Origin of the sequence: Nitrosopumilus sp. (assembly GCF_025699255.1) — an archaeon.
In the GTDB taxonomy this organism is placed as follows: Archaea; Thermoproteota; Nitrososphaeria; order Nitrososphaerales; family Nitrosopumilaceae; genus Nitrosopumilus.
In genome coordinates this window covers 22193-45567 of the sequence record NZ_JAILWA010000006.1, presented here as the reverse complement: position 1 = coordinate 45567, position 23375 = coordinate 22193, and the positions used below count along the sequence as shown (strand labels likewise).

Genomic DNA, 23375 nt, shown 5'->3' with positions numbered 1-23375 from the left:
AAACATCTATTAAGAATCATCCAAAGTTATTTGATTTGATTTTTTTAGAAGCTTGTTTTTTGTAGCCAAAGTTTTTTTGATCTTTTTGGCACGAGCCTCACCTAATCCTTCAACTTTTGCCAATTCAGCAGTGGTTGCACTAAAAACTTTCAACGGAGTTCCAAATTTTTCCAACATTCTAACTGCAAACTTTTCTCCAATTCCTGGAAGACTACAAAGAACAGAAAGTTGTTGTTTTTCCAAATCTGAGGATTTTTTTATCTTTTTGAGATATGGTCCTTTTGTAACATCCTTTCTAGAACACATTGAAACAAGTAACTTTGCAGTATGAGCTGCACTAGGAGTAGGAATTACTGGAATTTTAAAATCAAGAACAACAGTAGAAATTGCACCATAAAAAATCAATGGGTTTTCAGTTATTTCTTCAATCTCATCTACATTTCCTTCCATCAAAACAACAGGATGTTCAAAATGTTCTTTGAGTCTTGTACATTGATCAAAAAGTCTGCCATCAAAGACCGACGCCATCAAATCTCTAATACTTTTACGTTCAACAATTGTTTCTGGAGCCACAATATAATCACCAATCGGAAGTGTTTTCATCTCAAGATTGAGTCCAACTGATTTTAGTAATTCAGGAATTCCACTTTTTCGTTCTCGTTCATCCACAATGATTCTGAGATTTTCTAACTTCACAACAAGTATCTGAAAAGAATTGTTAATATCTTATATGAAATAGGATTGAATTTTATTTTCTAGGATTATCTTCTGAAGGAGGAGAATTTGGAGGGGCATTTGCAGAGCCACCTTTCATCATTTCAGTAATTTTTGCTTCTTGTTCTTTTAGAGTTTCTTTCATACGGGTTTCCTGTTTTTCAAGAACAGTTGCACGAGTTTTACTCATCTCTATTCTTTCTTCCAATTCATCAATTAATTCCTGTTTTTTGGATTTAATCAAGACAGTACCAGCTTGTTTGAAAACAGCATCACCATCTGCAATTTTTTTTAACTCTTCAAGAGCTTTTTCAGTCTCGGCTTTCTCAATGTCAAGGTGTTGTTTTTGAGTCATAATGGATTGGAGGCTTTGTTGAGATTGTTGTAATTTCATTAGTTGTTCTTGAAGCCAAGGTGGCATTTGTCCTGCTGACATATTTTAACAAAAAATTTGTTTCATTATATCTTTACCGATTCAATCGAGTCAAAACTGGCCTGGATTAATCTAAGTGTAGAATTCAAATTTGCTCTAAGATGAGTTAATTGTTCTGCTTCTGCCAAAATGACAATTTTTTCATCAAAGTGTATCTTAGTTTTCACGGGGTTTTCTGGATAAAATTCGTTATCAATATTTACAGAATCATAAATTGCTTGAGTTTTGTCTTTTGCATCAACAATAATTTTTGCACTAAAGTTTAACGTCATATGCTGTTCCAGCTACTTTATAGCTGCATTTTTTGCAAGACCAGATACCTACTGCATCACGACTAAATGTTTGAGAACCACATTCAGGACAAGTTCGTTTTTCTTTTAATTGTAAGTGAATTTTTGTATATTGTTTTCTGATTTTAATTCCATAACGGGCACCCAATCCTTTAAGTGATTTTTTTCCTTTTGCCATTTTATTGACCACCTTTTTGAGCTTCTTTTAATTTTTCCCTTATTTTTGCGCCTACTCTGACAGATATTTCACCGCATTTGTTAATTTCATCTTGGGTGAATCCATCGCTGCCACCTTTTTGTAAAGCACAGATATTTCCATCAGAATCACTGGTAATTGTAATACGTGCATCCATGCTATCCCATTCATCACCATTTGGATCAACTATGATATGATTTCCAATTTTTCCCATAGTGACTGATACAGGGATTGTTGTTATTGGTAAATCAGATTCTTCCCCCTCAGCAAGTGCTGGAGCATCATCAACCCAATTCCATTTTGGAGTTTTAGATGAAAGTAATGCTGCTGTACTAGCATAGGAGCATGCATCAAATAGATTTCCATCATAATCAACAACTACATTATCTGCAAATACACCAATTACAGATTTGTCTTTTTCAATTACTAATTGAGTAACGTCAATCATATGACTCTCTCTGATTCCTCTATCCACTACTCTTGCTAACTCAATTACAGGAGGTTGTGGAGGTCCAGTCTCAACTGTAGGATGAGATAAAGGTAATAATTCAGCCGTACAAATGAAGAGTCCTTTGTCACCAGTGTCTGGGAAAGGTCTATCAGGTTGAATTTTTACACCACATACTACTTCAGTATCTCCAAGACGAATTCTTGCAGAACCATTTGCTTTTGGAATTGCATTAGTTTCAATTGAAATTTCACGAGGTTCATCAAATGCTCGTCCATCAACTCTCTTTCCTTGCTCTAACAATTCAAGAATCTGAGTTCTCTTTAGTTCGTCAATAACAGAAGTAGATGTCAATTTTAATCGCTTCCCTTTCCAAAGTATTTGTCGTTAAGAGCTTTCTTTTGTAAATCGTAAACAAGTTTACATCCTTGAACTCCAACATCAACACATTTCTTGTATTCTTCAGGAGTCAATACTCCATCTAATTGTAATAATGTAATTTTCTCAAGACTTGGCATGTAGCCAATTGGCATATCTGCTTGACCAGCTTGATCTTCTTCATTGTTGACATCAAGAATAACTGTATCAGCAACTTTGCCTGCTGCAATTGCTGCAACCATATCTCTCATAGGAATACCTGCATCAGCCAATGCAACAGAAGCTGCAGTAAGTGCAGCACATCTAGTTCCACCATCGGCTTGTAATACTTCAATGAAAACATCAACTGCAGTTCTTGGGAATTTTTCCAACATTACTGCTGGCTCTAATGCCTCTTTGATTACTTTGGAAATTTCAATTTCTCTTCTTGATGGTGCAGGATTCTTTCTCTCACCAACAGAAAATGGTTCCATATGATATCTAACTCGTAAAATTCCTGTATCAGTATCAGACATGTGTTTTGGATGGACATCTCTTGGACCAAAGACACCAACTAGAATTTTGTTATCACCAAATTCAATGTAAGCAGAACCGTCAGCATTCTTTAGTCCACCGGCTCTAATCATAATTCGTCGTGGTTCATCTACTTTACGACCATCACAACGAATTCCATTCTCGTCCAATAGGACCATTGTTGCGTCTCTTCCGCCCATTATGATTCATCATCCTTTATTTCTAACATTTCTTTCACTTGATCAGTCAAATTAGCAACATGTGCTTTTTCATTAATCATTTCAATTGCTTTTTTAGCCTTTAATAATCCCTCGGGAGTTTCACAAGAAACAACTACCCAGCCATTTTGGCCTATAGTCACTGCAGCATTAGTAGCCATTTCAATCATCTGAATCATGCTTCCACGTTTTCCAATTAGGCGTGGAACCTTACTTGGTGAAATTTTTACCAAGTCTCCAGAATCAATTTTACCTAAATCTCTGTCAGATATTGTAACTAGAGGATCTCTTGTTCTATCAAAATTAGCAATTCTTGCAGCCACCAAGTCTCCTGATTTTAATTTGGATGATAGTTCATCAGCATGGGCTGAAAAATCTCTTCCAAAAACATCTTGAGCAGGTAAAAATCCTACATAACAAGAATTGATATCCAATTCCCATGACAATGAAGTATGAGAAATTACTTTACCAATTACAAGATCGTTGATTTTAGGAATGTATTTTCCTGTTAACGGAATGACTTTAACAGAATCATCATAAATTTCAGAAATTCCAATAGTAGTTGAAATTATTTTATTGCCTTCAAGTATTACATTTTGTTCAGGTCTAAAAGGGCCAGTAGTCACCACATCGCCTGGAATAACGTATTTTCTCTTATTATCCATTATTGAATTACCTCTACTGTGGCTGAACCCTTAGTTATAGAACCTAATCTGTCTATCACGTTTGGCCTTGCCGCAGCGGGTATTTCAAGTATTGCTTTTAGTGAACCATTATTTTGCCATTCTTCTTTGTTTAGAGAACCAACAGATTTCAAAACTGCATATGATTGAGATGCATATTGAGCAGGGATTGTAATTTCCAATTTTAGATTTTCAGATTTTAAAGCTATGATAGAACGTAATTTATCAACAATATCCTTTACTTGTTCATCTACTGTTTTGTGAGGATCTATTGAAACTCTACCATCTTTCATGGCTTGTTCAATTCTAAGTGGTGGATGAGGCAGATGAGTTTTAGGATCGACATAAGTTTTAGCAATAAATGTAATTATCTGTTTTTTTTTCTCTTCAATCATTTTTCGCCTTTGATCAGTGGTTAAATTCAGATCTCCTTTCTTGAGAATAATCTCTGCAATTTCAGCAGAGTCTTCAGTTTTGAAAGCATGTTGTAATTTTTCAGCAGTAGGCCTTGTTCCTTTACTGGCATCAGTGTATATTTCGTCAGATACCAATATTGAGGAAATGTCCTTTTTCTTACCCAATCGATAATCAAGTGCAGGATCTGGTTTTACCATAATCTCAAATTTTTCGCCTTCAAAAGAATATCTAACTAATGTATAATCTGCCATTTCAATAATAGTAGTATTATTTGCTATTTATCTATACGTGAAACTAGCTAGATTTTTATGTGGACTTTGAAGATTTTGTTCAAGATTTGTCATCCTTAGATGTAATTAGTAAAGATAATCAAAAAATTGCTGTAAAACTTACAGGCATACCATTACAATATGCAAATGCGTTAAGACGTGTTTGTCTAAATGGAGTTCCAACATTTGCAATAGACACTGTAGATATTATTGAAAATTCATCAGTATTACCAGATGAAGGTTTGGCTCACAGATTAGGACTTATTCCATTAACAACAGATTTGGCTAGATTTAATGAGCCATCTAAATGTGAATGTCAGAGTGAAACAGGATGCTCAAACTGTAAAGTAATGTTAGTTTTAGATTCAGGAGATTCAGATGTAACACGTGCAGTTCTTTCAAGTGAATTATCTTCTGAAGATGATTCCATCAAGCCAACATCAGATAAAATTCCAATTGTTCAACTAGCACCAGGTCAAAGAATCAAAGTAGAGTGTTATGCAAGACTTGGTCGCGGTACAGAACATGCAAAATGGAATGCTGCTACAGTATCAACACTTACGGATACTGACAAAGAAGATGTCAAAGTGCTTACAGTAGAATCAACAGGAGCACTCAATCCTGAACAAATTATTCTTTCAGGAGTTGACGAGGTCAGCAATAGAATAGGTCAATTTAAGGAAATGATTGACCAAGTCGAAGAATAATCTAAGCATAGACATTATATTTGGGTTTTAAACCGCATTATTCACATGACTAATCAAGTCGTTATACATATGGCCAAAGATCTAAAGAAAGCATCATCCAAAAACGATGCACCAATTTGGGCTAAATTGGCAGAATATGCATTAAAACCATCCATTGCAAGAAGAGATCTTAACTTGAACAGAGTGGATCAGCTAACTAAAGAAAACGACATCGTAGTATTCCCAGGCAAAATTCTCGGCACAGGAAATATTTCTCACAAAATCACATTATTCTCATTCTCAATTTCAGAATCTGCTGCAAACAAAATCATTGAAAAAGGCGGAAAAATTATCACACATTCAGATTTAATTGAACAGAATCCAACAGGGAAAGGAGTTGTATTACTTGGCTAATGGAAGATTAAACAGACCAAAGGGAGCATCAAAACAAGAGACAGTTGTAAGAACTGACAGACCAATTGTAATAGATGCAACTAACCACATAGCAGGAAGATTAGCATCAAACGTTGCAAAATTGTTAATCAAAGGAAACAGAGTATCAGTTGTAAATTGTGAAAAAATCATGATGAGTGGAACAAGAAGTAATCAAATTAAAGAGTATAGAGAATTTTTAGAAATTAACAGCATCATCAATTACAAACACGGACCAGTACACTACAGAAGACCAGATACAGTAATGGCAAAGATGATTCGTCAAATGCTTCCATATGATAGAAAACCATCAGGCAAGGAAGCCCATCAGAGATTAAGAACATACATTGGCTCTCCAAAAGAAGTCAAATCACTTGAAAAAATTCAATTTGAAAAAGCTATGATTAGAAAAACTCCATCAAATTATACAGCACTTGGAGAACTATGTAGAGTAATAGGGTGGACTGAATGACAACTCCAAAAACTGAAATCTACTTTGCAACAAGAAAAACAGCTAGTGCTCATGTTTACATTACTAAAGGTAAAGGAAAAATTAGAATTAACAATATTCCAGTAGAAATGATTCCACAAGAAACTGCACGTGAAGTCATTTTAGCACCATTAGAAATTACAGGAGATTTGAGAGACAAAATAGATATCTCTGTAAGAGTAAGAGGTGGAGGATTTATGGGACAAGCCAGTGCAGCAGCTACCGGAATTTCAAGAGCCTTAACAGGATGGACTAAATCCAAAAAAGATCCAAAAGACCATCCTTTCCCTAAATCAACTAGAGAAGACCTTAGAAAAAGAATCACTGATTTTGATAAATACCTAGTCAGTGGAGACGCCAGAAGAAAAGAACCAAAGAAATTTGGCGGACCTGGTGCAAGAAGAAGAAAGCAGAAATCATACCGTTAGACTGTGAAAGCTGTAATTCTTGCCGGAGGCAAGGGAACAAGAGGCAAACCATATACAGAATTTTTTCCAAAAGCTATGATCCCCATCAACGGCAAGCCAGTGATAGATTATGTGGTAAAATATCTAAAATCATTTAGTTTTATTGATGGAGTGATCATTATTTCAGATTTTAATGGCTTAGGAGGTCAAATCAAGAACTATTTTGAAAATCAGAAAAACATCACATTTGTTCAAGATTCCCAAAGCGGAACTGGCGGAGATCTTCTACATATTGAAAATAAACTAGGAAAAGAATCTGAATTTGTGTTATGGTTTGTAGATAATCTATGTGCCATAGACTTGAAAAAAATGCGAGAATTGTTCAAAGAGAAGAAAAGCTCAGCATGTATTGCAACTAGGACTAAAAGAAAAGAAGAAACAGGATTTGCAGCAGTAGAAAACGGAATCATTACAGAGTTCAAAGAAAAACCAGTTATGAAATTACAATTATCAGAATGCTTAGGAATCTATATGCTAGGAAAAGATATCATCAAAAAAATAAAATCAAAACAAAAACAAAAAGAGATCAATTTATCATATGATATTTTACAGCCATTATCAAAGGAAGGAAAAATCAGTGCTTTAGACATTGAAAACAATGAATGGATTGATGCAGAGTCACCAACATATTTAGAAAGAAATGAAAAGACAGTAAAGAAGATTATAAAACAGATGGGATTTTAGATTCTTTCTCAAAAGCAGATATTTTATCTTCGTATTGAAGAGTTTGTGCAATATCATCTAGTCCCTCTAAGAGAATTTTTTTCTTGTAAGAATCAATCTCAAAAGATATCTTCTTGGAAGAAGTGGCGATAGATTGATTTTCTAGATCCACTTCAATTTCTCCAGATTCGTTTTGTAGTTTTTCTACAGTATTTTCATCCAAAGTAATGGGCAAAATTCCATTCTTGAAGCAATTACTATAGAAGATATCTGCAAAAGAAGGGGCAATTATTACTGAAAACCCATAGTCAAGCAAAGCCCATACTGCATGCTCACGACTAGAACCACATCCAAAATTATCTCCAGCTACCAAAATTTTGGAATTCTCAAATTTAGAATCATTTAAGATAAAATCAGATTTTTTATTTTCATTCTCATCGTATCTCCAATTATAAAACAAAAACTTGCCAAACCCAGATTTTTGAACTAATTTTAAAAATTGTTTTGGAACAATTTGATCTGTATCTACATTTACCTTGTCAAGAGGGGTTACAATACTAGTTACTTTTTTGAAAGGTTCCATGTTAATTCAAATCCATCTTCCTAACATCTACAAAATGGCCTTTGATAGCTGCTGCTGCTGCCATTACAGGACTAACCAAATGTGTTCTACCACCAGTTCCTTGCCTGCCTTCAAAATTTCTATTAGAAGTACTTGCACAACGTTCACCTGGAGATAAAATATCAGGATTCATTCCAAGACACATGCTACAACCAGCTTCTCTCCATTCAAAATTTGCATTTATGAAAATTTTATCCAAGCCCATTTCTTCAGCTTGTTTTTTTACCATCTGAGAACCAGGAACAACCATGGCCTTTACATGAGAAGATACTTTTTGCCCTTTGATAACTTTGGATGCTTCAATAAGATCTTCTAATCTTGCATTAGTACAAGAACCAATAAACACTCTATCTATTTTGATTTCTTCCATAGGAGTTCCAGGTTTTAAATCCATGTAATCAAGTGCTTTTTCTGCACCTTTCTTTTGATTAGGATCACCCTTTGAAAAATCATCAGGAGATGGAACAGATTCTGTCACATCACAAGTCATTCCAGGATTGGTTCCCCAGCTAACTTGGGGTGCAATATCATCTATGTGCAATGTAAATTGTTTTTCAAATTTTGCATCACTGTCTGTCTTTAGATGTTCTCTCCAATCATCAACTAAGGACTCATAATTTTTTGGAGTGTATTCTCTTCCTCTAAGATAATCAAATGTTTTTTCGTCTGGAGCGATAAGACCTGCACGAGCCCCAGCTTCAATGGACATATTACAAATAGTCATTCTTTGCTCCATTGAAAGATCAGTAATTCCCTCACCGCGATATTCAATTACAGTTCCAGTTCCACCACCAGTTCCAATGTGTTTGATAATAGACAACACAATATCTTTAGCAGTTACAGCGTGAGGGTTTTTTCGTTTGCCTTCAACTCTAATTTCAAACGGAATAGGCTTTTCAAGCCACATGGTCTGAGAAGCCAAAACATGTTCAACATCACTTGTTCCAATCCCCAACGCTAAAGCTCCAAAGGCACCATGAGTTGATGTATGACTATCGCCACAAACAATGGTTGTTCCAGGTAAGGTAATGCCCAATTGAGGCCCAATTACATGAACAATTCCCTGATTAGGACTAGTAATATCAAATAATTTTATTCCAAAATCTTTGCAGTTTTTTTCCAAAGTTTGGATTTGAACAGAAGAGGTTTGATCTAAAATAGGCAACGTACGGTCAGTGGTTGGAACATTGTGATCCATTGTAGCAATGGTAAGGTCAGGTCTACGAACCTTTCTTTTGTTAATTCGCAATCCTTCAAAAGCTTGTGGGGAAGTTACCTCATGAACAAGATGCCTGTCTATGTAAATTAGAGAAGGATCGTTTTGTTTTTCTACAACAACATGTGATTCCCAAATCTTTTCGAAAAGAGTTTTTCCCATTTTAATCCTGATCAGGGTTATACTTGAATAATCCACCAGCAGCAATTATCTTTCCGATAATTTCTGAAAAGGGTTTCATTTTGTATGTTTGATTTTTTGTAATGTTTTTAATTTGATTTGATTCAACATCAATGTCTATTTCATCTCCTTCTGAAATTCCATCATATGCATCTTGTTCAATCTCAATAGGTAACAAAAATGCACCATCAACTGAATTGCGATAAAAAATTCTTGCAAAAGACAACGCAAGAACTGCCTTGATTCCAGAATGAGACAATGCAATTGGAGCGTGTTCACGAGATGAACCACAACCAAAATTTTTACCAGATAAAATAAAATCACCTTCTTTTACTTTGGAATGAAAATCAGGGTCTAATCCCTCCATTGCATGTGTTGCAAGTTCTGCATAATCGTGAACTTTGAGGTACTGACCCGGAATGATTACGTCAGTGTCGACGTTATCTTGAGAATATTTTATGACATTACCTTTCATTTCAAATCCCTCGGATCAGTAATTTTTCCAGTTACTGCAGAAGCTGCTGCAACTAAAGGAGATGATAGATATGTCTGAGATTCTACGTGGCCCATTCTTCCTGGGAAATTTCTGTTTGTTGTACTGATACAGATTTCATCCTTTGCCAATACTCCCATATGGGCTCCGCAGCAGGCCCCACAAGTTGGAGGTCCTACAGTTACGCCTGCATCTAAGAAAATTTTCAACAAGCCATTCTCCATAGCTCTCTGATAAATTGAAATTGCTGCAGGTAAAATTTCGGTTCTGATCTTTACTTTTCTTCCTTTGAGTATTCTCGCGGCAGCTTCCAAATCTTCATACTTTGCTCCAGTGCATGAGCCGATGTAAGACTTGTCCAATTCAACTGAAGGAGCTTCTCTTACAACGCATGTGTTTTCTGGAGAAAATGGTTTTGCGATAGTTGGTTCCATTTCAGAACTTTCAAATTCAAAGACCTTGGAATATTCTGCATCATCATCGCCTTTGATCAAATTGAAATTAGATGCACCTCTTTGAGTAAGATAATCAACTACCTTTTGGTCAGGTTCAACAATTCCATTCTTTGCGCCAGCTTCTGTAGTCATATTACACAAAGTCAATCTACTTTCTACAGACATTGCGTCTACACCTGATCCTCCAAACTGCATTGTCTGATATGCACCTCCGTCAGTTCCAATCTCTCCAATAATTTTTAAGATTAGATCCTTTGCCATTACATGGTCAGGCAGTTTTCCATTTAGTTTAAAGTAGAAAGTTTCTGGAACCTTGAACCAAATTTTTCCATTCAATAAAACATAAGCAACATCAGTATGTCCTAGACCACATGCAAATGCACCTAATGCTCCCGTGGTGTTTGTGTGAGAATCTCCTCCCACATAGACATCACCTGGCATAACCATAGCTTCTTCATGAGATATAGTATGACAAATTCCATATTGGCCCATTCCATATTTGAAATGCTTTGCAATTCCATAATTTTTTGTAAAGTTTGATAGTTTTACGATGTTTTCAGCTGATGCTTTTTCGGCAGATGGGACAAAGTGATCTTCTGCTACCCAAACCTTTGTTGGATCCCATAATTTATCAACTGAAATTCCTTGCTTCTTTAGTTTATCAAATACCTTAATCACGCCTGGTCCTGAGACATCATGTACCATTACCTTGTCTACTTTGGCAAAAACCACATCATCTGGAGAAACAGAAGACTTTCCCGCACCCTTTGCAAGAATCTTCTCAGTAATATTCATGATAAAAAAAGCCTGCTCTACAGATTAAAAGCTTTTCAGATATCCAAGTGTCAGAGATTAGAAATCAAAAGTTAGATGAAAATAAAATAGAAATAAATTAAAAATTACTCGTCATCAATTATAGTCCAAGACAATCCCAGCAATTCTTCCCATGATTCATCATTTGACATACTATAGCATAATCAATTTCTGCTTATAAAATTCATGAATGATTTGTTCAGATCAATGATTCATTATTTAGTTATTCTGTCAATTTCTTGATTAATCCAGATGGTTCACATATACAGGCAGTAAAGGGATTATCAAAAGCCTAGTTTTCATTTTTACAAATCTCCAAAATTATAATTCAAGCTATGCTGGATAATCTCAGGGTATTTGCATTTTACTCCAACATCAGAAGATGCAGGAGTATGCCATGTTGCAAAATATTCTATGCCATTTATTGTAACTATACCAAGATATTGCACGACCGTTACACTTGTTCCATCATAAGAATTGCATTTGGCGATAAATGTATCATATTTTTCAATTACTGCTGAAAATTCAAAGTTGTCTGTTATCTCATAAGTTGTCCTGTCTTTGTTTCCAACACGATAATTCTTGTCTGCAAATGTTACAAGTGCAGTATCTCCGAAAATCACAGTCATGTTTTTCATTGTAAAATATCCTACACCTCGCTCGATAGGATCAAAATGTAATTCGCCATCAATTCCCGAAATTCCTCGAACGTATGAAATGGCAGAATCTTCATAGATTCGAGGATACTCATAGCAGAAGAAATTTCCATTTAGAGTAGTAAAGCAAGTAGAATCTTTTTTGTTCAGAGTCTTGTGAAAAATATCAGGATCATCAGTGAATGTGTGAGTGTCAATTTTCATACTGTTCAATGGAACTGAATATGAATAGAAATCATCGATTACAGAATAGTTTAGAGATATCAGTAACAGAGGAACAAGTACTGTGCTAATTATAAAGAGAGAGTTAACTGGGTTCATTACAAATTCTTGGTTTCTACAAAGTTGATAAGGAATTCTAATTAATTATAGTATGTTTATTCCAAGAGTTTTGATTTTCGTCTATCCCAAAAAACTATCACACTGATAATTACAAGAGGTGGAATTATCATTGTCTGAATAAATGGAATATTCACACGCAGTTGGTCAGCAACAGTTGGAGTTTCCATCCCTTGAGCAGTCCCACTCCATTCTCCAATTCCCTCCCCTAGCGAATTGGTAACTATTCCGGCTCGTGTTTGATGCATCAATTGCCAAAATACAGTACAGTCTTCAGATACTTCAGTACAGTGTTTGGAAAACAACGGAACTGTAACATAAAACAAGGCAAAAATTCCTATTACAAGAATTATCTTGTATCTGGTTTTCATATACTAAAACATCATCCTACCAGTAGGCTTTGTGATGAATCTTGAAATTTTGACATTGTAATCAAGATAGCAAGTACCACACATGCCTCCATTATCAAGAGATTTGTTTGCATTTCCACAACAAATACAGTGAAACATTTGCTGCTCATCAAGTTCTGACTTTTCAAGTATTGCAGACTCTACATCTTTTTTTATGGACTCTATGTCACCATCAGAGAGATTATCCAAAACTAGTGAATCAACATATGCTTGGTTTTCTGAAAACATTGGAAGGTCACGGGCAATCTTCATTTGGATTTGCTCAAGGCGGTCTTTATCTCCAATTTTTTGTTCAATTAGCATATTGATTTTTTTGATTGTCAATTGTTGCAGCTTGAAAGTATTCATGTTATTTTTCCACCATGCCAGATATCAAAACCAAATCATCATAGGAATGTTCTGGGAAAAAGGTTGCAACAATCCCGCGTTTCATCAGTTCCAGGTCCTTGCCTTCAAGTGTAAATCTAAATCCATCAAGGGAGAAAACCGCCTTGTACTGCTTGAAATACGGAGTGGCTTTATTTTTGTCAAAACCTGAACCTCTAAACTGAATAAGAATATCATCAATCTGCCATACCTCAAAACTTTGTTGATCTTTTGCTGTTCCTCTAGCAACTTCAAGATACAGATAGTCGGAAACAGGTGAGAAATCAAGATACATTGCCTCCATGCCATGAGAGAAATGAATTTGGGTTAAAGTGTAGGCACCTATAGTTACAGGAATTTCTGGATAGTTGGGATGAGATTCCATTGCAGAGTCAACTAACATTTGTGAGCCATCACGTACTTGCTCCATAGATACATGTCTGCCAACGCCGATTACACCATTCTCATCCAAAGTCCATGTTGGCGGTTCTACAAACAAAGAGCCACTATGATCAGCAGACAGTTCAAGATAGGGCAAAGCATTTGGAGAAAATGCAACACGGCCTGAATCAATTGCTGCCATCTGTACGCCATCGACTGCACGATACAGATCTCCCCAGCAAGGATTCTCCATTCTTTTCCGTCCAGCATCAGGCCAGTACTTTACAAGACAATGATCACTAAGAGACACTGCACTGTATGCCCTAAATGCCGAAACATCATTTGCACTGCCACCTAGTTCTTCAGGAAGTCGAATCAAGATAAATTTCTGAAATACATCTCGGTTCTCAGTATCCTCAGGATTTGGATAGTAAAAAAATTCCATAGAGTTTGGTTGCATTAAGCTGATTTGGGATGAATCAAAAATATTCTCAGTTAGTTTGTAGCTTATGGTATTGTTTGCAATTGTAAAGACGTATGATTTCTCAGAGTTTGTTTTGGCATTCCAAATTGTAACCCCTACCATCTTAGAACCATCCTCCATAACGTTTGCAGGATAGTTTGATGGACACTCTCCTCCTGTTATAGAACAAATCTCTTGTGCCATCTTTCCTGTAATTCTAGGATCAGAAAAATCCTCATTGACATATGTGCAACGCAAGAATCCAGTAACATGGCCACCATCAGAAGTGCAGTTTTCACTGTATGCTGATTGGTATTCTAGAGCACCAACAGTTGCTGCAGCAATAATACAAACAGAAACAATTGCAATAATTATCAGAATGCTATTTTTCATTTTTCTTCATTCTCTTCTTTACTGCATAAATTATGATAAACAATGCAATCAGAATTGCGCCAAGGCTTTGAATAATGATCATGACCTCGGGATTAGATATTGTCTCATCTGTCTGCAAGTCACGAAAGTCAGAGGGTTTTGGTTTTTGCTTTTCTATCTCTAGTGTTGCCACATAGTCAGGCTTTTCAGTGCTGATTGGATGTGGCTCTACACCAACCAGAGTAATTTTGTATGGCTCAAAAAAAGTCATAGGCACATCCATTTCAGATCCTCCTCCAACTGAAATAGTCTCATTGCTAATGCGTATCATTGTCAAAACTCTACCTTCCCAAATGCAGGTAACATCTAGCGGACAACGAGAATCTTCTATATCATAGAAATAAAATTTCAGATTTTCATATGAAACAGTTTCTCCAAACTTTACTTTGACTTGATCTGCAAAAACTTCAGATGTCAACGGAACAAGTACAAGTGCAACAATAATTAGCAAAAGTCTAGTTTTCATTTGAATTGTTTTTCATCCTTGAGAAGAGACAGATAAAGGATTCTCAACTTAATTCTTTAGTTGCGATGTTCCTCTGTTTGTCCTGTATCCTCCAGCGGAGCTTGATATTGGAACAGATTGTAAATTGGCAGGATCAATCCCAGTCTGCTCTGAGCTGGTTCGTTTTGCCTTTCTGTCACTAACCACAAAGAATGCAACAGTTGCTGCAACTCCCAGCCCTGCCATACCATACAGTGTAACTGCCTGCATGTCATTTTCCGGATCAATCATAGGAGCATCCTGAATTGCAAATATCTCGACTTGACCTAGTTTTGATTCGCTGACATATCCTTCAATGACAATTGTGGCATCGTCTTGGGATTCTATTGAGCGAATTGAATAATCTTCCCCATCTATCGTAAATTCCAGATACATCTCCTTGTCTTCGCACAATCCAAGGTAGACAGTACAAATCCCCATGGAATAATTGGTAATTACCGTGCCTGAGAAACCAAAATCAGCAGTCTCGCTCATCTTGGCAGTAGGATCAAACATAGATTCCCATCGATGTAGAGGAAATTGAGAAATTCCTGCAGCATCAATTAGAGGAGTCTGGAGAACCTCCATGGCGCCAGTACCAGATAGATACTCTAGTGCTTTTACATTAGATAATGCAAGTGCGCTGGCAGGAGAATTGATATCATATACACCGTGAATTGTATCTACAGGAATGGCATCATCTATGGAAAAGCCCCTCCACTGTGAATCCAAAGTATCAAAATCACCAACAAAGTGATTTTGGATTGTGGGTTTTAGAATTATTCTGTATTCAATTCCGATTGATTTTTCCTGAACAGATATGATTGCAGAATATGTTCCAGTTACATCAGTAACCTTTGCAAAAGATTTTTGCCTAATCTCTGAATTTATCTGAGAGACTATTGCAGTATTATCTTTGTTAATATCAAAAAATATTTTGTCATTTTCAATCAATTGTTCCAGTTCGGAATCACCATCATGGTTAATGGTAATGATTCTTGTAAACTGGTATGTTGGAGTAAACTCTTGGGAATCTTTTGCGATTGCAGCATCGAGTTGTGCAGCATATACATGATTCACAGACGATGACACCATAACCAACACTAAAATCATAACAAACATTTTGTACATGTATTACATTTCTCACAATTACATAAAACAAAGACAAGAAATTATTTTTATTGAGAAAATGATTTGTGTTTTTTATCATACGGATACATATGTGCTGTCATGCAAAAACAATCTGTTTTGTTTGCAGGAATATCACTTGCACTGATGGCAGTAATGATACAGCCAGCATTTGCGCAATACGATATTTCTGAGAAAGGGCTGTACGAAGGAATGAGAGATTCAAAGATCAAAGTAGAGATTGCAACACAGGAAGACGCCATGGGTTCTGGCACTCCAGTATTTGCAGCTGACGGGATAGTTGGAGCATCTGTCTTGTCTGCAGGAGTCTTTGGCGGAATTGCTGCAATGTTCTTTCTTCGTGGCAGAAACGGCAAATATGCCGCAATTGGAAGGGGCTAAAACCCCCTTTTTTGTGCCTAAATTTTTGCTTGTATATAAACAAAAAAAATTTTTTCAAAAATAACAAAAAGTAGAATTTCTTAAGTAAGATTTTGACCTATAATATGGTACAATGCCAAACCAATTTTCCCAACTGTTATGCATGGATACAATTCGAAATGCAAATGATCATCTAGAACCAGGTCAAAGAACAATGCTTGCATGTGAGAACAAATTTCCAAGACTAACAATAAAATCGGCACTGGCAATAAGCAAGGATCATGACTATACTTTATGGATTGAGCTGTACGAGCACAATCTTGCAGAAAAAATTATCGACATTTACAGTGATCCTGTAAAGCGAAAAATTCTGTTGCACATTGACAAGCCAATTGCAAAAGACGAGCTGTTGCAAAAGTGTGAAGCATCACTGTCATCAGCATACCGCAAGTTCAATGAGCTGCTACAAGACGGATTCATCTTGCCAGTAGGATTTACAAAAACGGAAAAAAGGGTAAGAGTGTTTGACAAAATAATTTCAAAGGCAGAGTTTAGTGTATCAACTAAAATCAGCCAGATAAGACTGCAGGTAAACCTGTCACGTTTACCCAAACCAAGATTAGGAGAGCCAGTTTATCCATGACTGCAATGGAAACTCTCCTTGCCACACCTTTTGAGAAGACATTTACAAATTTTGTAGACGATGACGATATTGCAAAAATCAAGGACGACTTGTTTGAACAGTATCAAATTACACTTGCATCATCGCTAAAAGACTTTGAAAAGTTTGAATGCATTACAGAAAAAGTTCTGGGAGATGATGGCTCATCTAAAATAAAAAAGACCCTAGAGAAGATATGTCACCTAGAGTCACAGTCAAAACACAAAATAGAAATCAAAGACGAGTCACTGAAAAATGCAATTTTAAATGCATATGATGATCCTCTAAAAAAGCACATCTTAGATATTGCATTTGACTATCCACTTACACTATGGGAGATTGCATCAAGAACCAGATATGGCAGCCTGTCACTGTCTGAGAACATATCATACCTGATATCTCACGGATTGCTCACTACACGGGACCTAAAGGACTCTGATGACAACAAGAAATACTATTCCACAATTGATGATATTTCAGTCAAGATAGATGAAAATGACTTTCGGGTCTATGTCACGGTAAACGATATTTCTGAAGAGACACCATAGTCTGTTAGGCATAACAAACAGAAACGCGTAGGTGCGACAAACCACAGGGTAATGAATGTAGACTTTTTGTAATTCTGATACTCTCAGACATTTTTTGTCAGATTCAGTAATTATGAAAAAAGATCAATTTCAGAACAATAAAAAAGAAAAAGAATTATCAAGAAACTGTGGAACTGACAGTTTTACCACTTTTAGCTGAAAGAAAAGAAGAAAAATTTGATGTTTTTGAGGCATTACTAGAAGCATTAGAAAAAAACAATGCAGCCTTAGAAGATGGAGACGTAATAGTAATTTCTACAAAATATATCTCAAATTCACAAGGACGAATTGTAGATTTAGATAATATTCATACATCAGAAGAAGGATTAAAGATTGCAAAATCATTCCAATTAAAATCAGAAATTGCAGAAATAATCATTAGAGAATCAGACAAAATTTTTGGAGGTATCGGAGGATTTGTTATCACATCGGCAGATAACATCATGGCACCCAATGCAGGAATTGATAAATCAAATGCAAGAAAGGGAAGAGCAATTCTGTATCCAAACAACCCTTACCAAATTGCAGAAGAGATTCGCAGAAAAATTTTCTTGAAATTCTTCATCCATGTTGGAATAATTTTGGTAGACAGCAGACTAATGCCAGCAAGAATTGGAACTTCAGGTGTTGCAATATCTTGTGCTGGAATAGAACCAGTACTAGACATGAGAGCAAAAAAAGATCTTGATGGAAATCCACTTAAAGTAACATTTCAAGCAGTGGTAGACAATCTTGCAACAATAGGAAATCACAAGATGGGCGAAGGTGCAGAATCAAAACCATTTGCAATTATTAGAAACTCTGGTGCAAAGCTTACAGACAGAAAAATCAACTCATCAGAAATGGCAATATCTCCGGATCAATGTGTGTATGTCAGAGGCTTGTCAAATCCACCAAAACCCTAACCTAAATTTTGGTTCTGCTTTAAATAGAGGCATTTGATGGAAAAAATAATGGAATATCTGACTACATATCCCAAAACAGTGTCATTTTTTGACGGAATCAAACACAGAATTGATGTAGATAGTAAAGAAGGAGTAGAACAGCTCCACATTGTAGTTAAGAAAAGCTTTGATGAGCTAATGAAAATTTTCAAAGATGAAGGATTTACCAAAGTAAAATTTGAACACAAACAACCTGATCAAATTGGAAATGGACTAAATCTCAAATTAAAAAAACCATGGGAAATGCATGTGAGAATGGTTGATTTGAAAAAAGGTTTAATCGGCATTCATGCAGAAGTAGAGGTTTCAAGAGATTATCTTCAACATTTGTTTTCACAAAGAACACCAGTAATTTATGAAGTAGAAGAAATTTTAAAAAAATATCAAGTAGATTACAATATTTGGCATGATAAAATTAAGAAAAATGTCAATGCAATAGTTGATAATTACAAAGTAAAGCTTGCAACACCAAGCATCCCAGTATTTGCATGGAAACCAATGCTATTTGTCATTGGAACAATTGCTGCATTCTATGGTTGGAAATATTTCAATACAATCTGGTAAAACTAGACGCCTAAAGATTCGGCTTTACTTAGTTCTAAAAAGACCTTGTCTCCAACTGAAAGATTCATCTCTTTGTATTCATGCATCTCAAGTTTTAGTTGAGTAATTCCAGATTGCATTCCGGCTCCACCTAATCCAGACATCATCTTGTTTAGATCCTTCATCATATCATTCATGTTTGAAAATCCCATTACTTTGGGAGTTCCAAAGGGAGGTTGTTGAGCAGTATTTCCTTCTTTTAGATCTTTAAGAGAAGATAATGAAACTACGACATATGGTGCTCCATCAGGTGCAGAATCAATGCTTTTTACTACATATTCTTTCTTCATATCTAAAATTGAGTATCATTCCATATAATTTTAATTTTAAGGTGGATTTGCACCAGTTTTGAAGCTTTAATTACAATTTTCGAGATTTTATATCATTGACAGAGAATGTGAAAACAACATTACGCTACTATGGAATTTCACCTTGGGAGATTGAAGTTCTCTATGGGTTTTTGAATTCACATTTTACGATAATCCAAGATGAAATAGAGGCAGATGATGAAAATTTTGTTAGTTTCTTGGATATTGACATTCCACTTCAATTCAATGAAGAGTTTTTCCAGTGGTTTGATTTTAAACGATGGGAAAAAGTCAAAGCTGTTTTCAAAGAGATGAAACGAAGACGAGGTAGTGGAAATGCATTAAAAATTATCATTAATTTTTCAGGAAACCCAAAAATTATTTTCACCATCGACATTGAAGATAAACAATGGTTTGATAATGCACTAGAAAAAATTGATTTTGTTTTAGAATTATTACCATATCATCTAAATCCAGAAAAAATTCCATCAGACATTTCAGTAATTATGTATAAATTTGATTCTCAATCAATCAGATGGCGTTTAGATACAGCTCTATCTGAAAATAAAAAATATACGTTCAGAGGAGATTCTTGGAATGAAATTACTTGAGATCTTTTTGTAATGGTTCAAGTAATTCGTGAAGTTCTTTGTATTTTGATTCTAAAAAGTCCAAGGCATCAAGTAATTTTTTAGATTTTCCATACTTGTAACGAATCAATTCACGATGATGCCAGTAAGTCTTTCCATCCTCAATAGACAAGGTTGTAAAATAATCAGTTCCTTTCAAAGAATCAGGAAGTTTAACATCATGAGGAAACAGTAATTCTACAATAAACCATTCATCGCCATCAGGATAATCAGAACCAGTTTCAACATCAAAAAATACATGTAGTAAATCAGATTGCATAAGACCGTCATCAGTGATGGAAGGATGTTTTACGGGAGATTTTTTAAAATCTAGATTTAGAAGTTCTGGTTCAAAGAAACCTTTGATAATAGATTTTCTAAATATTTTATTTGCCTCATTAATGTTCAAATGCAAAATAATATTCTACGAAACTTGCCTATAACTTCTTAGGTTAAGTAGAAAAACTATACTTCAAGAGAATCTAATATCTGTGAAATATCAGTATTAGGATGACCATCTTTAGAGATATTTTGTTTTGCAGGAGAGTTTTCCAAATAGTTTGGAATCTTGTCTTTAATTCTTTGAGTGTAAGGGGAAATTAATTCATTTTTGTAAAAGATTCCAATTGGGATCTTGTTTCCCCACTCTAGGGATTTAATCAAAGCCTGAGATAGTTTTTCGTTTACTTCAGCTTCAGAGTCATAATGTACTGTTGGTTCAAATCCTTGCTCTTCTAGTTTGTATATTCTAGAATGCCTTTTTTGAGCTTCGTCAACTAAATCTACTCCTGCATACCAATCCCTTGTGTTAAGATCATTGTAAGTTGGACAAGGTTGTAAAACATCAAGAAAAGAAAGACCCTTATGATTAACAGCTTGAATTATCAAATTTTTGAGATGTTTGATATCATATGAATATCCACGAGCTACAAATGTAAATCCAGATGCAACTGCTAATCCAATTGGATTCACATTTGAATTAGTATTTGGAGTTGGCAATGATTTTGTCTTCTCGCCTAGTTTCAAGGTAGGAGATGCCTGACCTTTCGTTAAACCATATACGCCATTATCAAAAATAATGTATGTCATATCGACATTTCTTCTTCCTGCTGCAACAAAATGACCGGCACCAATTCCTAATCCATCACCGTCACCACCTACTGCAACAACAGTCATCTCAGGATTTGCAATTTTTGCACCTTGTGCAAAAGTCAAAACTCTTCCGTGTAATGTATGAACACCATACGTATTGATGTAATGAGATGTTTTACCAGAACAACCAATTCCTGAAAACATTGCAGCCTTATCACGCTCAATTCCCATTTCAGCTAATGCCATTTGAATTGCATTTACTATACCAAAATCTCCACATCCAGGACACCAATCATTGTGCACATCTGTTTTGTAGTCAGCAAGTTTAAGCGCCATGCATTAGAACCTCACGTTTGTTTGCTTTGTTTTGAATAATTTTTTTAAGAGAATCATAAACTTCTGTACTTGTCATTGCTCTTCCAGAGTATTTTAAGATAAAGTAATCAACATCTCTACCAGTATTTTGTTTGAATAGTTTTCCTAATTGTCCCGAATGATTTGCTTCAACATCAATAATCGTTTTGGCATCTTTTAGCATGTTTTTGATGTAATCAGCTGGAAATGGGTGTAACAGCTTTAATTGAACAAAACCAATCGAAATCCCCTCATTTTCCAGCATTTCTATGGCATCTAAAATAGGACCTTTTGCAGAACCCCATGAAATTATTGTATGCTCTTTGACACCAAATGATTTTGCTTGTTCACTTTCAGGAATTTCTTTTAAAATAAAGTCTAGCCTAGACATTCTCTTATCCATCATTTTTACACGCAATACTGGATCTTCTGTAATATGACCAGATTCATCTGATTCATCCCCAGTATTCCAAAATATACCATTGTCAATTCCCAATCTAGAGCGAGGGGAGATTCCATCTTCTGTAAATTCAAATCGTCTGTAATCATCATCTACTTTTTCTAATAGTTTACCTCTATTGATAGACATTTTTTGAGGATCAAATCTTTTACAGGTTATTACAGAACTGGCATGAAACTTGTCCATCAGATGAATTAGAGGAACTTGAAAAATTTCTGCATAATTAAAGCAGTTTCCAGTATCATAGAAACTTTCTTCAATGTCTCCAGATGCATAAACGATTTTGGGAAAATCTCCATGTCCTGCATATACAGAGAACAATAAATCATCTTGACCATGTCGTGTAGGCAATCCTGTAGAGGGCCCACTTCTCTGATAGTTTGTTATCACTACAGGAACTTCATTCATGCCGGCCCAACCCAACATCTCAGTCATTAAAGCGAATCCAGGACCAGACGTACATGTTGCAGAACGCGTTCCAGTTAATGCGCCACCAATAGTCATCCCCATTGCACAAATTTCATCTTCTGTTTGAACAACAGCAATAGAGCCAGGCCTGTCATCAATTATTTCAAGAATTTCATTTGACTCCAGGAAAACAGATTCATCAGATGCAGGAGTAATTGGATAGTAAGGTTGGAATCTGCAACCACACGCCATTTTTCCTAGAGCAGTACCTTGAAAACCTTGAACCAAGATGGTATTGGGTTCTTTTTCTGTTCCAGGCAAAGTATGTTTAAAATTTTCAAATTTTGCAGTAGCAAAATTATATGAATAGTTTGCAGTCTGTTGATTTATTTTTGCTATTTCAGGTTTTTTTGAAAAAATAGATTCAATTGTTTTTTGTAATGAATCAGGAGGCATCTTTACCAATCCCAATGACAATGACACACCAATTACATTATACATTCTTACCAATCCTTTCAAACGAGGATTTTCAGTTTCTTCAGAAAGTGTTTCAAGTATAGACTTGAAAGACACTGGGAATAATTGCACCCCGTTTTCTTTTGCAATTTCCAAAACGCCTGCAACAGTAAATGGTTTATTTTTTAATTCTAGCTCTTTGTGTAATCTTTCTTTGAATGGTGCGTCAAGAGTGTGTACAGCATCAGTTTTTGTTTCTTCTAAATCAGAGTCATAAATTATTCCTCCACCAGATACTAATTCATCATAATGACGAAAAATTGTTTCAGCATCAAAAGAGGCCATGAGATTTACATCATTAACATTTGAGTTGATTTTCTTGTCAGATATTCTTACTGTAAAATAACTATGTTCACCTTTGATGTTTGAGTAAAATTCCCGTTTGCCAAATACCTGATATCCCATTTCAGCACAAACTTTTGAGAAGATATTAGCTCCAGATTCAACACCACTTCCTTGAGGGCCTCCAATTAACCAAGTAAAATCTAGATTATTCACTGATTTTCACTCTTTTTCTGAATTTTAATAGTATGAGGGTTCATTACTTCTAACCCCCAGTAGCTGCATCAAACAATGCACATTCACATTTATCTCGTTCACCGCAATAGGGACATACACATACACATTTTTCAATAGAATTACCACATTCAACACAAATAGCAAATTCTTCCTCTTCTTCAACCTTAGAAGACATCAA

At 35.5% G+C, this 23375-nt stretch carries 34 protein-coding genes; 11 read left to right on the top strand and 23 right to left on the bottom strand.

What is annotated here, in order from left to right:
- Positions 1-9: 9 nt before the first annotated feature.
- Genes K5781_RS06810 through K5781_RS06775 form a run of 8 tightly spaced genes read right to left on the bottom strand, consistent with a single transcriptional unit; the run spans position 10 to position 4541 of the window.
- Positions 10-696 carry an ERCC4 domain-containing protein gene (locus K5781_RS06810; protein ID WP_297442069.1) on the bottom strand — a complete coding sequence of 229 codons (687 nt, stop codon included), beginning with the start codon at positions 694-696 and terminating at the stop codon, positions 10-12.
- A gap of 52 nt (positions 697-748) precedes the next feature.
- Complete coding sequence (locus K5781_RS06805; protein ID WP_297442067.1) at positions 749-1150, bottom strand: prefoldin subunit beta; 402 nt, start codon at positions 1148-1150, stop codon at positions 749-751.
- Positions 1151-1173: 23 nt separating this feature from the next.
- Complete coding sequence (locus K5781_RS06800; protein WP_297442065.1) at positions 1174-1419, bottom strand: KEOPS complex subunit Pcc1; 246 nt, start codon at positions 1417-1419, stop codon at positions 1174-1176.
- Positions 1403-1615, bottom strand: coding sequence for a 50S ribosomal protein L37 (locus K5781_RS06795; protein WP_297442063.1), 213 nt, complete (start codon positions 1613-1615; stop codon positions 1403-1405). Before K5781_RS06795 ends, K5781_RS06800 begins: the two co-directional genes overlap by 17 nt.
- Before the next feature lies 1 nt (position 1616).
- On the bottom strand, positions 1617-2435 hold the full coding sequence (gene rrp42, locus K5781_RS06790) for an exosome complex protein Rrp42 (RefSeq protein ID WP_297442061.1): 819 nt from the start codon (positions 2433-2435) through the stop codon (positions 1617-1619).
- Between the two features lie 2 nt (positions 2436-2437).
- Positions 2438-3172, bottom strand: a complete 735-nt coding sequence (gene rrp41 / locus K5781_RS06785; protein WP_297442059.1) for an exosome complex exonuclease Rrp41 — start codon at positions 3170-3172, stop codon at positions 2438-2440.
- Complete coding sequence (gene rrp4, locus K5781_RS06780) at positions 3172-3855, bottom strand: exosome complex RNA-binding protein Rrp4 (RefSeq protein ID WP_297442057.1); 684 nt, start codon at positions 3853-3855, stop codon at positions 3172-3174. Before rrp4 ends, rrp41 begins: the two co-directional genes overlap by 1 nt.
- Positions 3855-4541: a ribosome assembly factor SBDS gene (locus tag K5781_RS06775; RefSeq protein ID WP_297442055.1), complete on the bottom strand. Its 687-nt coding sequence runs from the start codon at positions 4539-4541 to the stop codon at positions 3855-3857. Before K5781_RS06775 ends, rrp4 begins: the two co-directional genes overlap by 1 nt.
- Before the next feature lie 59 nt (positions 4542-4600).
- Between K5781_RS06775 and K5781_RS06770 the strand changes: the two genes are divergently transcribed.
- Genes K5781_RS06770 through K5781_RS06750 form a run of 5 tightly spaced genes read left to right on the top strand, consistent with a single transcriptional unit; the run spans position 4601 to position 7318 of the window.
- Positions 4601-5266 (top strand): DNA-directed RNA polymerase subunit D, encoded by a 666-nt coding sequence (locus K5781_RS06770; RefSeq protein ID WP_297442053.1) that lies wholly within the window; start codon positions 4601-4603, stop codon positions 5264-5266.
- Positions 5267-5311: 45 nt separating this feature from the next.
- Entirely contained in the window at positions 5312-5659 is a 348-nt protein-coding gene (locus K5781_RS06765; protein ID WP_297442051.1) for a 50S ribosomal protein L18e, read from the top strand.
- Positions 5652-6149: a 50S ribosomal protein L13 gene (rplM, locus tag K5781_RS06760; RefSeq protein WP_297442049.1), complete on the top strand. Its 498-nt coding sequence runs from the start codon at positions 5652-5654 to the stop codon at positions 6147-6149. The genes K5781_RS06765 and rplM overlap by 8 nt, the downstream gene beginning before the upstream one ends.
- A complete protein-coding gene (rpsI, locus tag K5781_RS06755) occupies positions 6146-6595 on the top strand; it encodes a 30S ribosomal protein S9 (RefSeq protein ID WP_297442047.1) in 450 nt (149 codons plus the stop codon). Before rplM ends, rpsI begins: the two co-directional genes overlap by 4 nt.
- Before the next feature lie 3 nt (positions 6596-6598).
- A complete protein-coding gene (locus K5781_RS06750; protein WP_297442045.1) occupies positions 6599-7318 on the top strand; it encodes a nucleotidyltransferase family protein in 720 nt (239 codons plus the stop codon).
- Here the strand turns inward: K5781_RS06750 and leuD (K5781_RS06745) are convergent.
- The 10 genes from leuD (K5781_RS06745) to K5781_RS06700 form a co-directional block, all read right to left on the bottom strand.
- The gene (leuD, locus tag K5781_RS06745) at positions 7296-7880 is read right to left on the bottom strand and encodes a 3-isopropylmalate dehydratase small subunit (RefSeq protein ID WP_297442043.1); all 585 of its coding nucleotides are present in this window, start codon (positions 7878-7880) and stop codon (positions 7296-7298) included. The genes K5781_RS06750 and leuD (K5781_RS06745) overlap by 23 nt on opposite strands.
- 1 nt (position 7881) lies before the next feature.
- On the bottom strand, positions 7882-9297 hold the full coding sequence (gene leuC, locus K5781_RS06740) for a 3-isopropylmalate dehydratase large subunit (RefSeq protein ID WP_297442041.1): 1416 nt from the start codon (positions 9295-9297) through the stop codon (positions 7882-7884).
- 1 nt (position 9298) lies between these two features.
- On the bottom strand, positions 9299-9790 hold the full coding sequence (gene leuD / locus K5781_RS06735) for a 3-isopropylmalate dehydratase small subunit (protein WP_297442039.1): 492 nt from the start codon (positions 9788-9790) through the stop codon (positions 9299-9301).
- Positions 9787-11058, bottom strand: a complete 1272-nt coding sequence (locus K5781_RS06730; RefSeq protein WP_297442038.1) for a 3-isopropylmalate dehydratase large subunit — start codon at positions 11056-11058, stop codon at positions 9787-9789. The genes leuD (K5781_RS06735) and K5781_RS06730 overlap by 4 nt, the downstream gene beginning before the upstream one ends.
- 323 nt (positions 11059-11381) lie before the next feature.
- On the bottom strand, positions 11382-11936 hold the full coding sequence (locus tag K5781_RS06725; RefSeq protein WP_297442036.1) for a hypothetical protein: 555 nt from the start codon (positions 11934-11936) through the stop codon (positions 11382-11384).
- A gap of 173 nt (positions 11937-12109) precedes the next feature.
- On the bottom strand, positions 12110-12442 hold the full coding sequence (locus tag K5781_RS06720) for a hypothetical protein (RefSeq protein WP_297442034.1): 333 nt from the start codon (positions 12440-12442) through the stop codon (positions 12110-12112).
- Between the two features lie 3 nt (positions 12443-12445).
- Positions 12446-12829 (bottom strand): hypothetical protein, encoded by a 384-nt coding sequence (locus K5781_RS06715; protein WP_297442032.1) that lies wholly within the window; start codon positions 12827-12829, stop codon positions 12446-12448.
- Between the two features lies 1 nt (position 12830).
- Positions 12831-14084, bottom strand: a complete 1254-nt coding sequence (locus tag K5781_RS06710; protein WP_297442031.1) for a hypothetical protein — start codon at positions 14082-14084, stop codon at positions 12831-12833.
- Positions 14074-14589, bottom strand: a complete 516-nt coding sequence (locus tag K5781_RS06705; RefSeq protein ID WP_297442029.1) for a hypothetical protein — start codon at positions 14587-14589, stop codon at positions 14074-14076. Before K5781_RS06705 ends, K5781_RS06710 begins: the two co-directional genes overlap by 11 nt.
- 48 nt (positions 14590-14637) lie before the next feature.
- A complete protein-coding gene (locus K5781_RS06700; RefSeq protein WP_297442027.1) occupies positions 14638-15738 on the bottom strand; it encodes a hypothetical protein in 1101 nt (366 codons plus the stop codon).
- Between the two features lie 99 nt (positions 15739-15837).
- Between K5781_RS06700 and K5781_RS06695 the strand changes: the two genes are divergently transcribed.
- The 5 genes from K5781_RS06695 to K5781_RS06675 all read left to right on the top strand — a co-directional run bounded on the left by K5781_RS06695 (position 15838) and on the right by K5781_RS06675 (position 18872).
- Positions 15838-16137 carry a hypothetical protein gene (locus K5781_RS06695; RefSeq protein ID WP_297442026.1) on the top strand — a complete coding sequence of 100 codons (300 nt, stop codon included), beginning with the start codon at positions 15838-15840 and terminating at the stop codon, positions 16135-16137.
- A gap of 142 nt (positions 16138-16279) precedes the next feature.
- Positions 16280-16759, top strand: coding sequence for a hypothetical protein (locus K5781_RS06690; RefSeq protein ID WP_297442024.1), 480 nt, complete (start codon positions 16280-16282; stop codon positions 16757-16759).
- A complete protein-coding gene (locus K5781_RS06685) occupies positions 16756-17325 on the top strand; it encodes a hypothetical protein (RefSeq protein ID WP_297442022.1) in 570 nt (189 codons plus the stop codon). The genes K5781_RS06690 and K5781_RS06685 overlap by 4 nt, the downstream gene beginning before the upstream one ends.
- Positions 17326-17492: 167 nt before the next feature.
- Positions 17493-18269, top strand: coding sequence for a coenzyme F420-0:L-glutamate ligase (locus K5781_RS06680; protein ID WP_297442020.1), 777 nt, complete (start codon positions 17493-17495; stop codon positions 18267-18269).
- 48 nt (positions 18270-18317) lie between these two features.
- Positions 18318-18872, top strand: coding sequence for a hypothetical protein (locus tag K5781_RS06675; RefSeq protein ID WP_366848081.1), 555 nt, complete (start codon positions 18318-18320; stop codon positions 18870-18872).
- Between the two features lie 2 nt (positions 18873-18874).
- Here the strand turns inward: K5781_RS06675 and K5781_RS06670 are convergent, their stop codons facing one another.
- Positions 18875-19201, bottom strand: coding sequence for a hypothetical protein (locus K5781_RS06670; RefSeq protein WP_297442016.1), 327 nt, complete (start codon positions 19199-19201; stop codon positions 18875-18877).
- A gap of 95 nt (positions 19202-19296) precedes the next feature.
- Between K5781_RS06670 and K5781_RS06665 the strand changes: the two genes are divergently transcribed.
- Positions 19297-19830 (top strand): hypothetical protein, encoded by a 534-nt coding sequence (locus K5781_RS06665; protein WP_297442014.1) that lies wholly within the window; start codon positions 19297-19299, stop codon positions 19828-19830.
- Here K5781_RS06665 and K5781_RS06660 read toward each other — a convergent pair.
- From K5781_RS06660 to K5781_RS06645, 4 genes are read right to left on the bottom strand one after another with little or no spacing between them, the layout of a single operon-like run.
- A complete protein-coding gene (locus K5781_RS06660) occupies positions 19823-20263 on the bottom strand; it encodes a hypothetical protein (RefSeq protein ID WP_297442012.1) in 441 nt (146 codons plus the stop codon). The genes K5781_RS06665 and K5781_RS06660 overlap by 8 nt on opposite strands.
- A 50-nt stretch (positions 20264-20313) precedes the next feature.
- Positions 20314-21276, bottom strand: coding sequence for a 2-oxoacid:ferredoxin oxidoreductase subunit beta (locus tag K5781_RS06655; RefSeq protein ID WP_297442010.1), 963 nt, complete (start codon positions 21274-21276; stop codon positions 20314-20316).
- Complete coding sequence (locus K5781_RS06650; protein WP_297442008.1) at positions 21266-23176, bottom strand: 2-oxoacid:ferredoxin oxidoreductase subunit alpha; 1911 nt, start codon at positions 23174-23176, stop codon at positions 21266-21268. The genes K5781_RS06655 and K5781_RS06650 overlap by 11 nt, the downstream gene beginning before the upstream one ends.
- Positions 23177-23225: 49 nt before the next feature.
- On the bottom strand, positions 23226-23372 hold the full coding sequence (locus K5781_RS06645; protein ID WP_008301345.1) for a hypothetical protein: 147 nt from the start codon (positions 23370-23372) through the stop codon (positions 23226-23228).
- Positions 23373-23375 lie beyond the last annotated feature (3 nt).

What these genes read in the sequence shown, in the direction of transcription:
- K5781_RS06805 (WP_297442067.1), bottom strand. Translation starts at nt 1,150, where the DNA reads ATGTCAGCAGGACAAATGCCACCTTGGCTTCAAGAACAACTAATGAAA.
- K5781_RS06800 (WP_297442065.1), bottom strand. Translation starts at nt 1,419, where the DNA reads ATGACGTTAAACTTTAGTGCAAAAATTATTGTTGATGCAAAAGACAAA.
- K5781_RS06795 (WP_297442063.1), bottom strand. Translation starts at nt 1,615, where the DNA reads ATGGCAAAAGGAAAAAAATCACTTAAAGGATTGGGTGCCCGTTATGGA.
- rrp41 (WP_297442059.1), bottom strand. Translation starts at nt 3,172, where the DNA reads ATGGGCGGAAGAGACGCAACAATGGTCCTATTGGACGAGAATGGAATT.
- rrp4 (WP_297442057.1), bottom strand. Translation starts at nt 3,855, where the DNA reads ATGGATAATAAGAGAAAATACGTTATTCCAGGCGATGTGGTGACTACT.
- K5781_RS06775 (WP_297442055.1), bottom strand. Translation starts at nt 4,541, where the DNA reads ATGGCAGATTATACATTAGTTAGATATTCTTTTGAAGGCGAAAAATTT.
- K5781_RS06765 (WP_297442051.1), top strand. Translation starts at nt 5,312, where the DNA reads ATGACTAATCAAGTCGTTATACATATGGCCAAAGATCTAAAGAAAGCA.
- rpsI (WP_297442047.1), top strand. Translation starts at nt 6,146, where the DNA reads ATGACAACTCCAAAAACTGAAATCTACTTTGCAACAAGAAAAACAGCT.
- leuD (WP_297442043.1), bottom strand. Translation starts at nt 7,880, where the DNA reads ATGGAACCTTTCAAAAAAGTAACTAGTATTGTAACCCCTCTTGACAAG.
- leuC (WP_297442041.1), bottom strand. Translation starts at nt 9,297, where the DNA reads ATGGGAAAAACTCTTTTCGAAAAGATTTGGGAATCACATGTTGTTGTA.
- leuD (WP_297442039.1), bottom strand. Translation starts at nt 9,790, where the DNA reads ATGAAAGGTAATGTCATAAAATATTCTCAAGATAACGTCGACACTGAC.
- K5781_RS06730 (WP_297442038.1), bottom strand. Translation starts at nt 11,058, where the DNA reads ATGAATATTACTGAGAAGATTCTTGCAAAGGGTGCGGGAAAGTCTTCT.
- K5781_RS06725 (WP_297442036.1), bottom strand. Translation starts at nt 11,936, where the DNA reads ATGAAAATTGACACTCACACATTCACTGATGATCCTGATATTTTTCAC.
- K5781_RS06720 (WP_297442034.1), bottom strand. Translation starts at nt 12,442, where the DNA reads ATGAAAACCAGATACAAGATAATTCTTGTAATAGGAATTTTTGCCTTG.
- K5781_RS06715 (WP_297442032.1), bottom strand. Translation starts at nt 12,829, where the DNA reads ATGAATACTTTCAAGCTGCAACAATTGACAATCAAAAAAATCAATATG.
- K5781_RS06710 (WP_297442031.1), bottom strand. Translation starts at nt 14,084, where the DNA reads ATGAAAAATAGCATTCTGATAATTATTGCAATTGTTTCTGTTTGTATT.
- K5781_RS06705 (WP_297442029.1), bottom strand. Translation starts at nt 14,589, where the DNA reads ATGAAAACTAGACTTTTGCTAATTATTGTTGCACTTGTACTTGTTCCG.
- K5781_RS06700 (WP_297442027.1), bottom strand. Translation starts at nt 15,738, where the DNA reads ATGTACAAAATGTTTGTTATGATTTTAGTGTTGGTTATGGTGTCATCG.
- K5781_RS06695 (WP_297442026.1), top strand. Translation starts at nt 15,838, where the DNA reads ATGCAAAAACAATCTGTTTTGTTTGCAGGAATATCACTTGCACTGATG.
- K5781_RS06690 (WP_297442024.1), top strand. Translation starts at nt 16,280, where the DNA reads ATGGATACAATTCGAAATGCAAATGATCATCTAGAACCAGGTCAAAGA.
- K5781_RS06685 (WP_297442022.1), top strand. Translation starts at nt 16,756, where the DNA reads ATGACTGCAATGGAAACTCTCCTTGCCACACCTTTTGAGAAGACATTT.
- K5781_RS06675 (WP_366848081.1), top strand. Translation starts at nt 18,318, where the DNA reads ATGGAATATCTGACTACATATCCCAAAACAGTGTCATTTTTTGACGGA.
- K5781_RS06670 (WP_297442016.1), bottom strand. Translation starts at nt 19,201, where the DNA reads ATGAAGAAAGAATATGTAGTAAAAAGCATTGATTCTGCACCTGATGGA.
- K5781_RS06655 (WP_297442010.1), bottom strand. Translation starts at nt 21,276, where the DNA reads ATGGCGCTTAAACTTGCTGACTACAAAACAGATGTGCACAATGATTGG.
- K5781_RS06645 (WP_008301345.1), bottom strand. Translation starts at nt 23,372, where the DNA reads ATGTCTTCTAAGGTTGAAGAAGAGGAAGAATTTGCTATTTGTGTTGAA.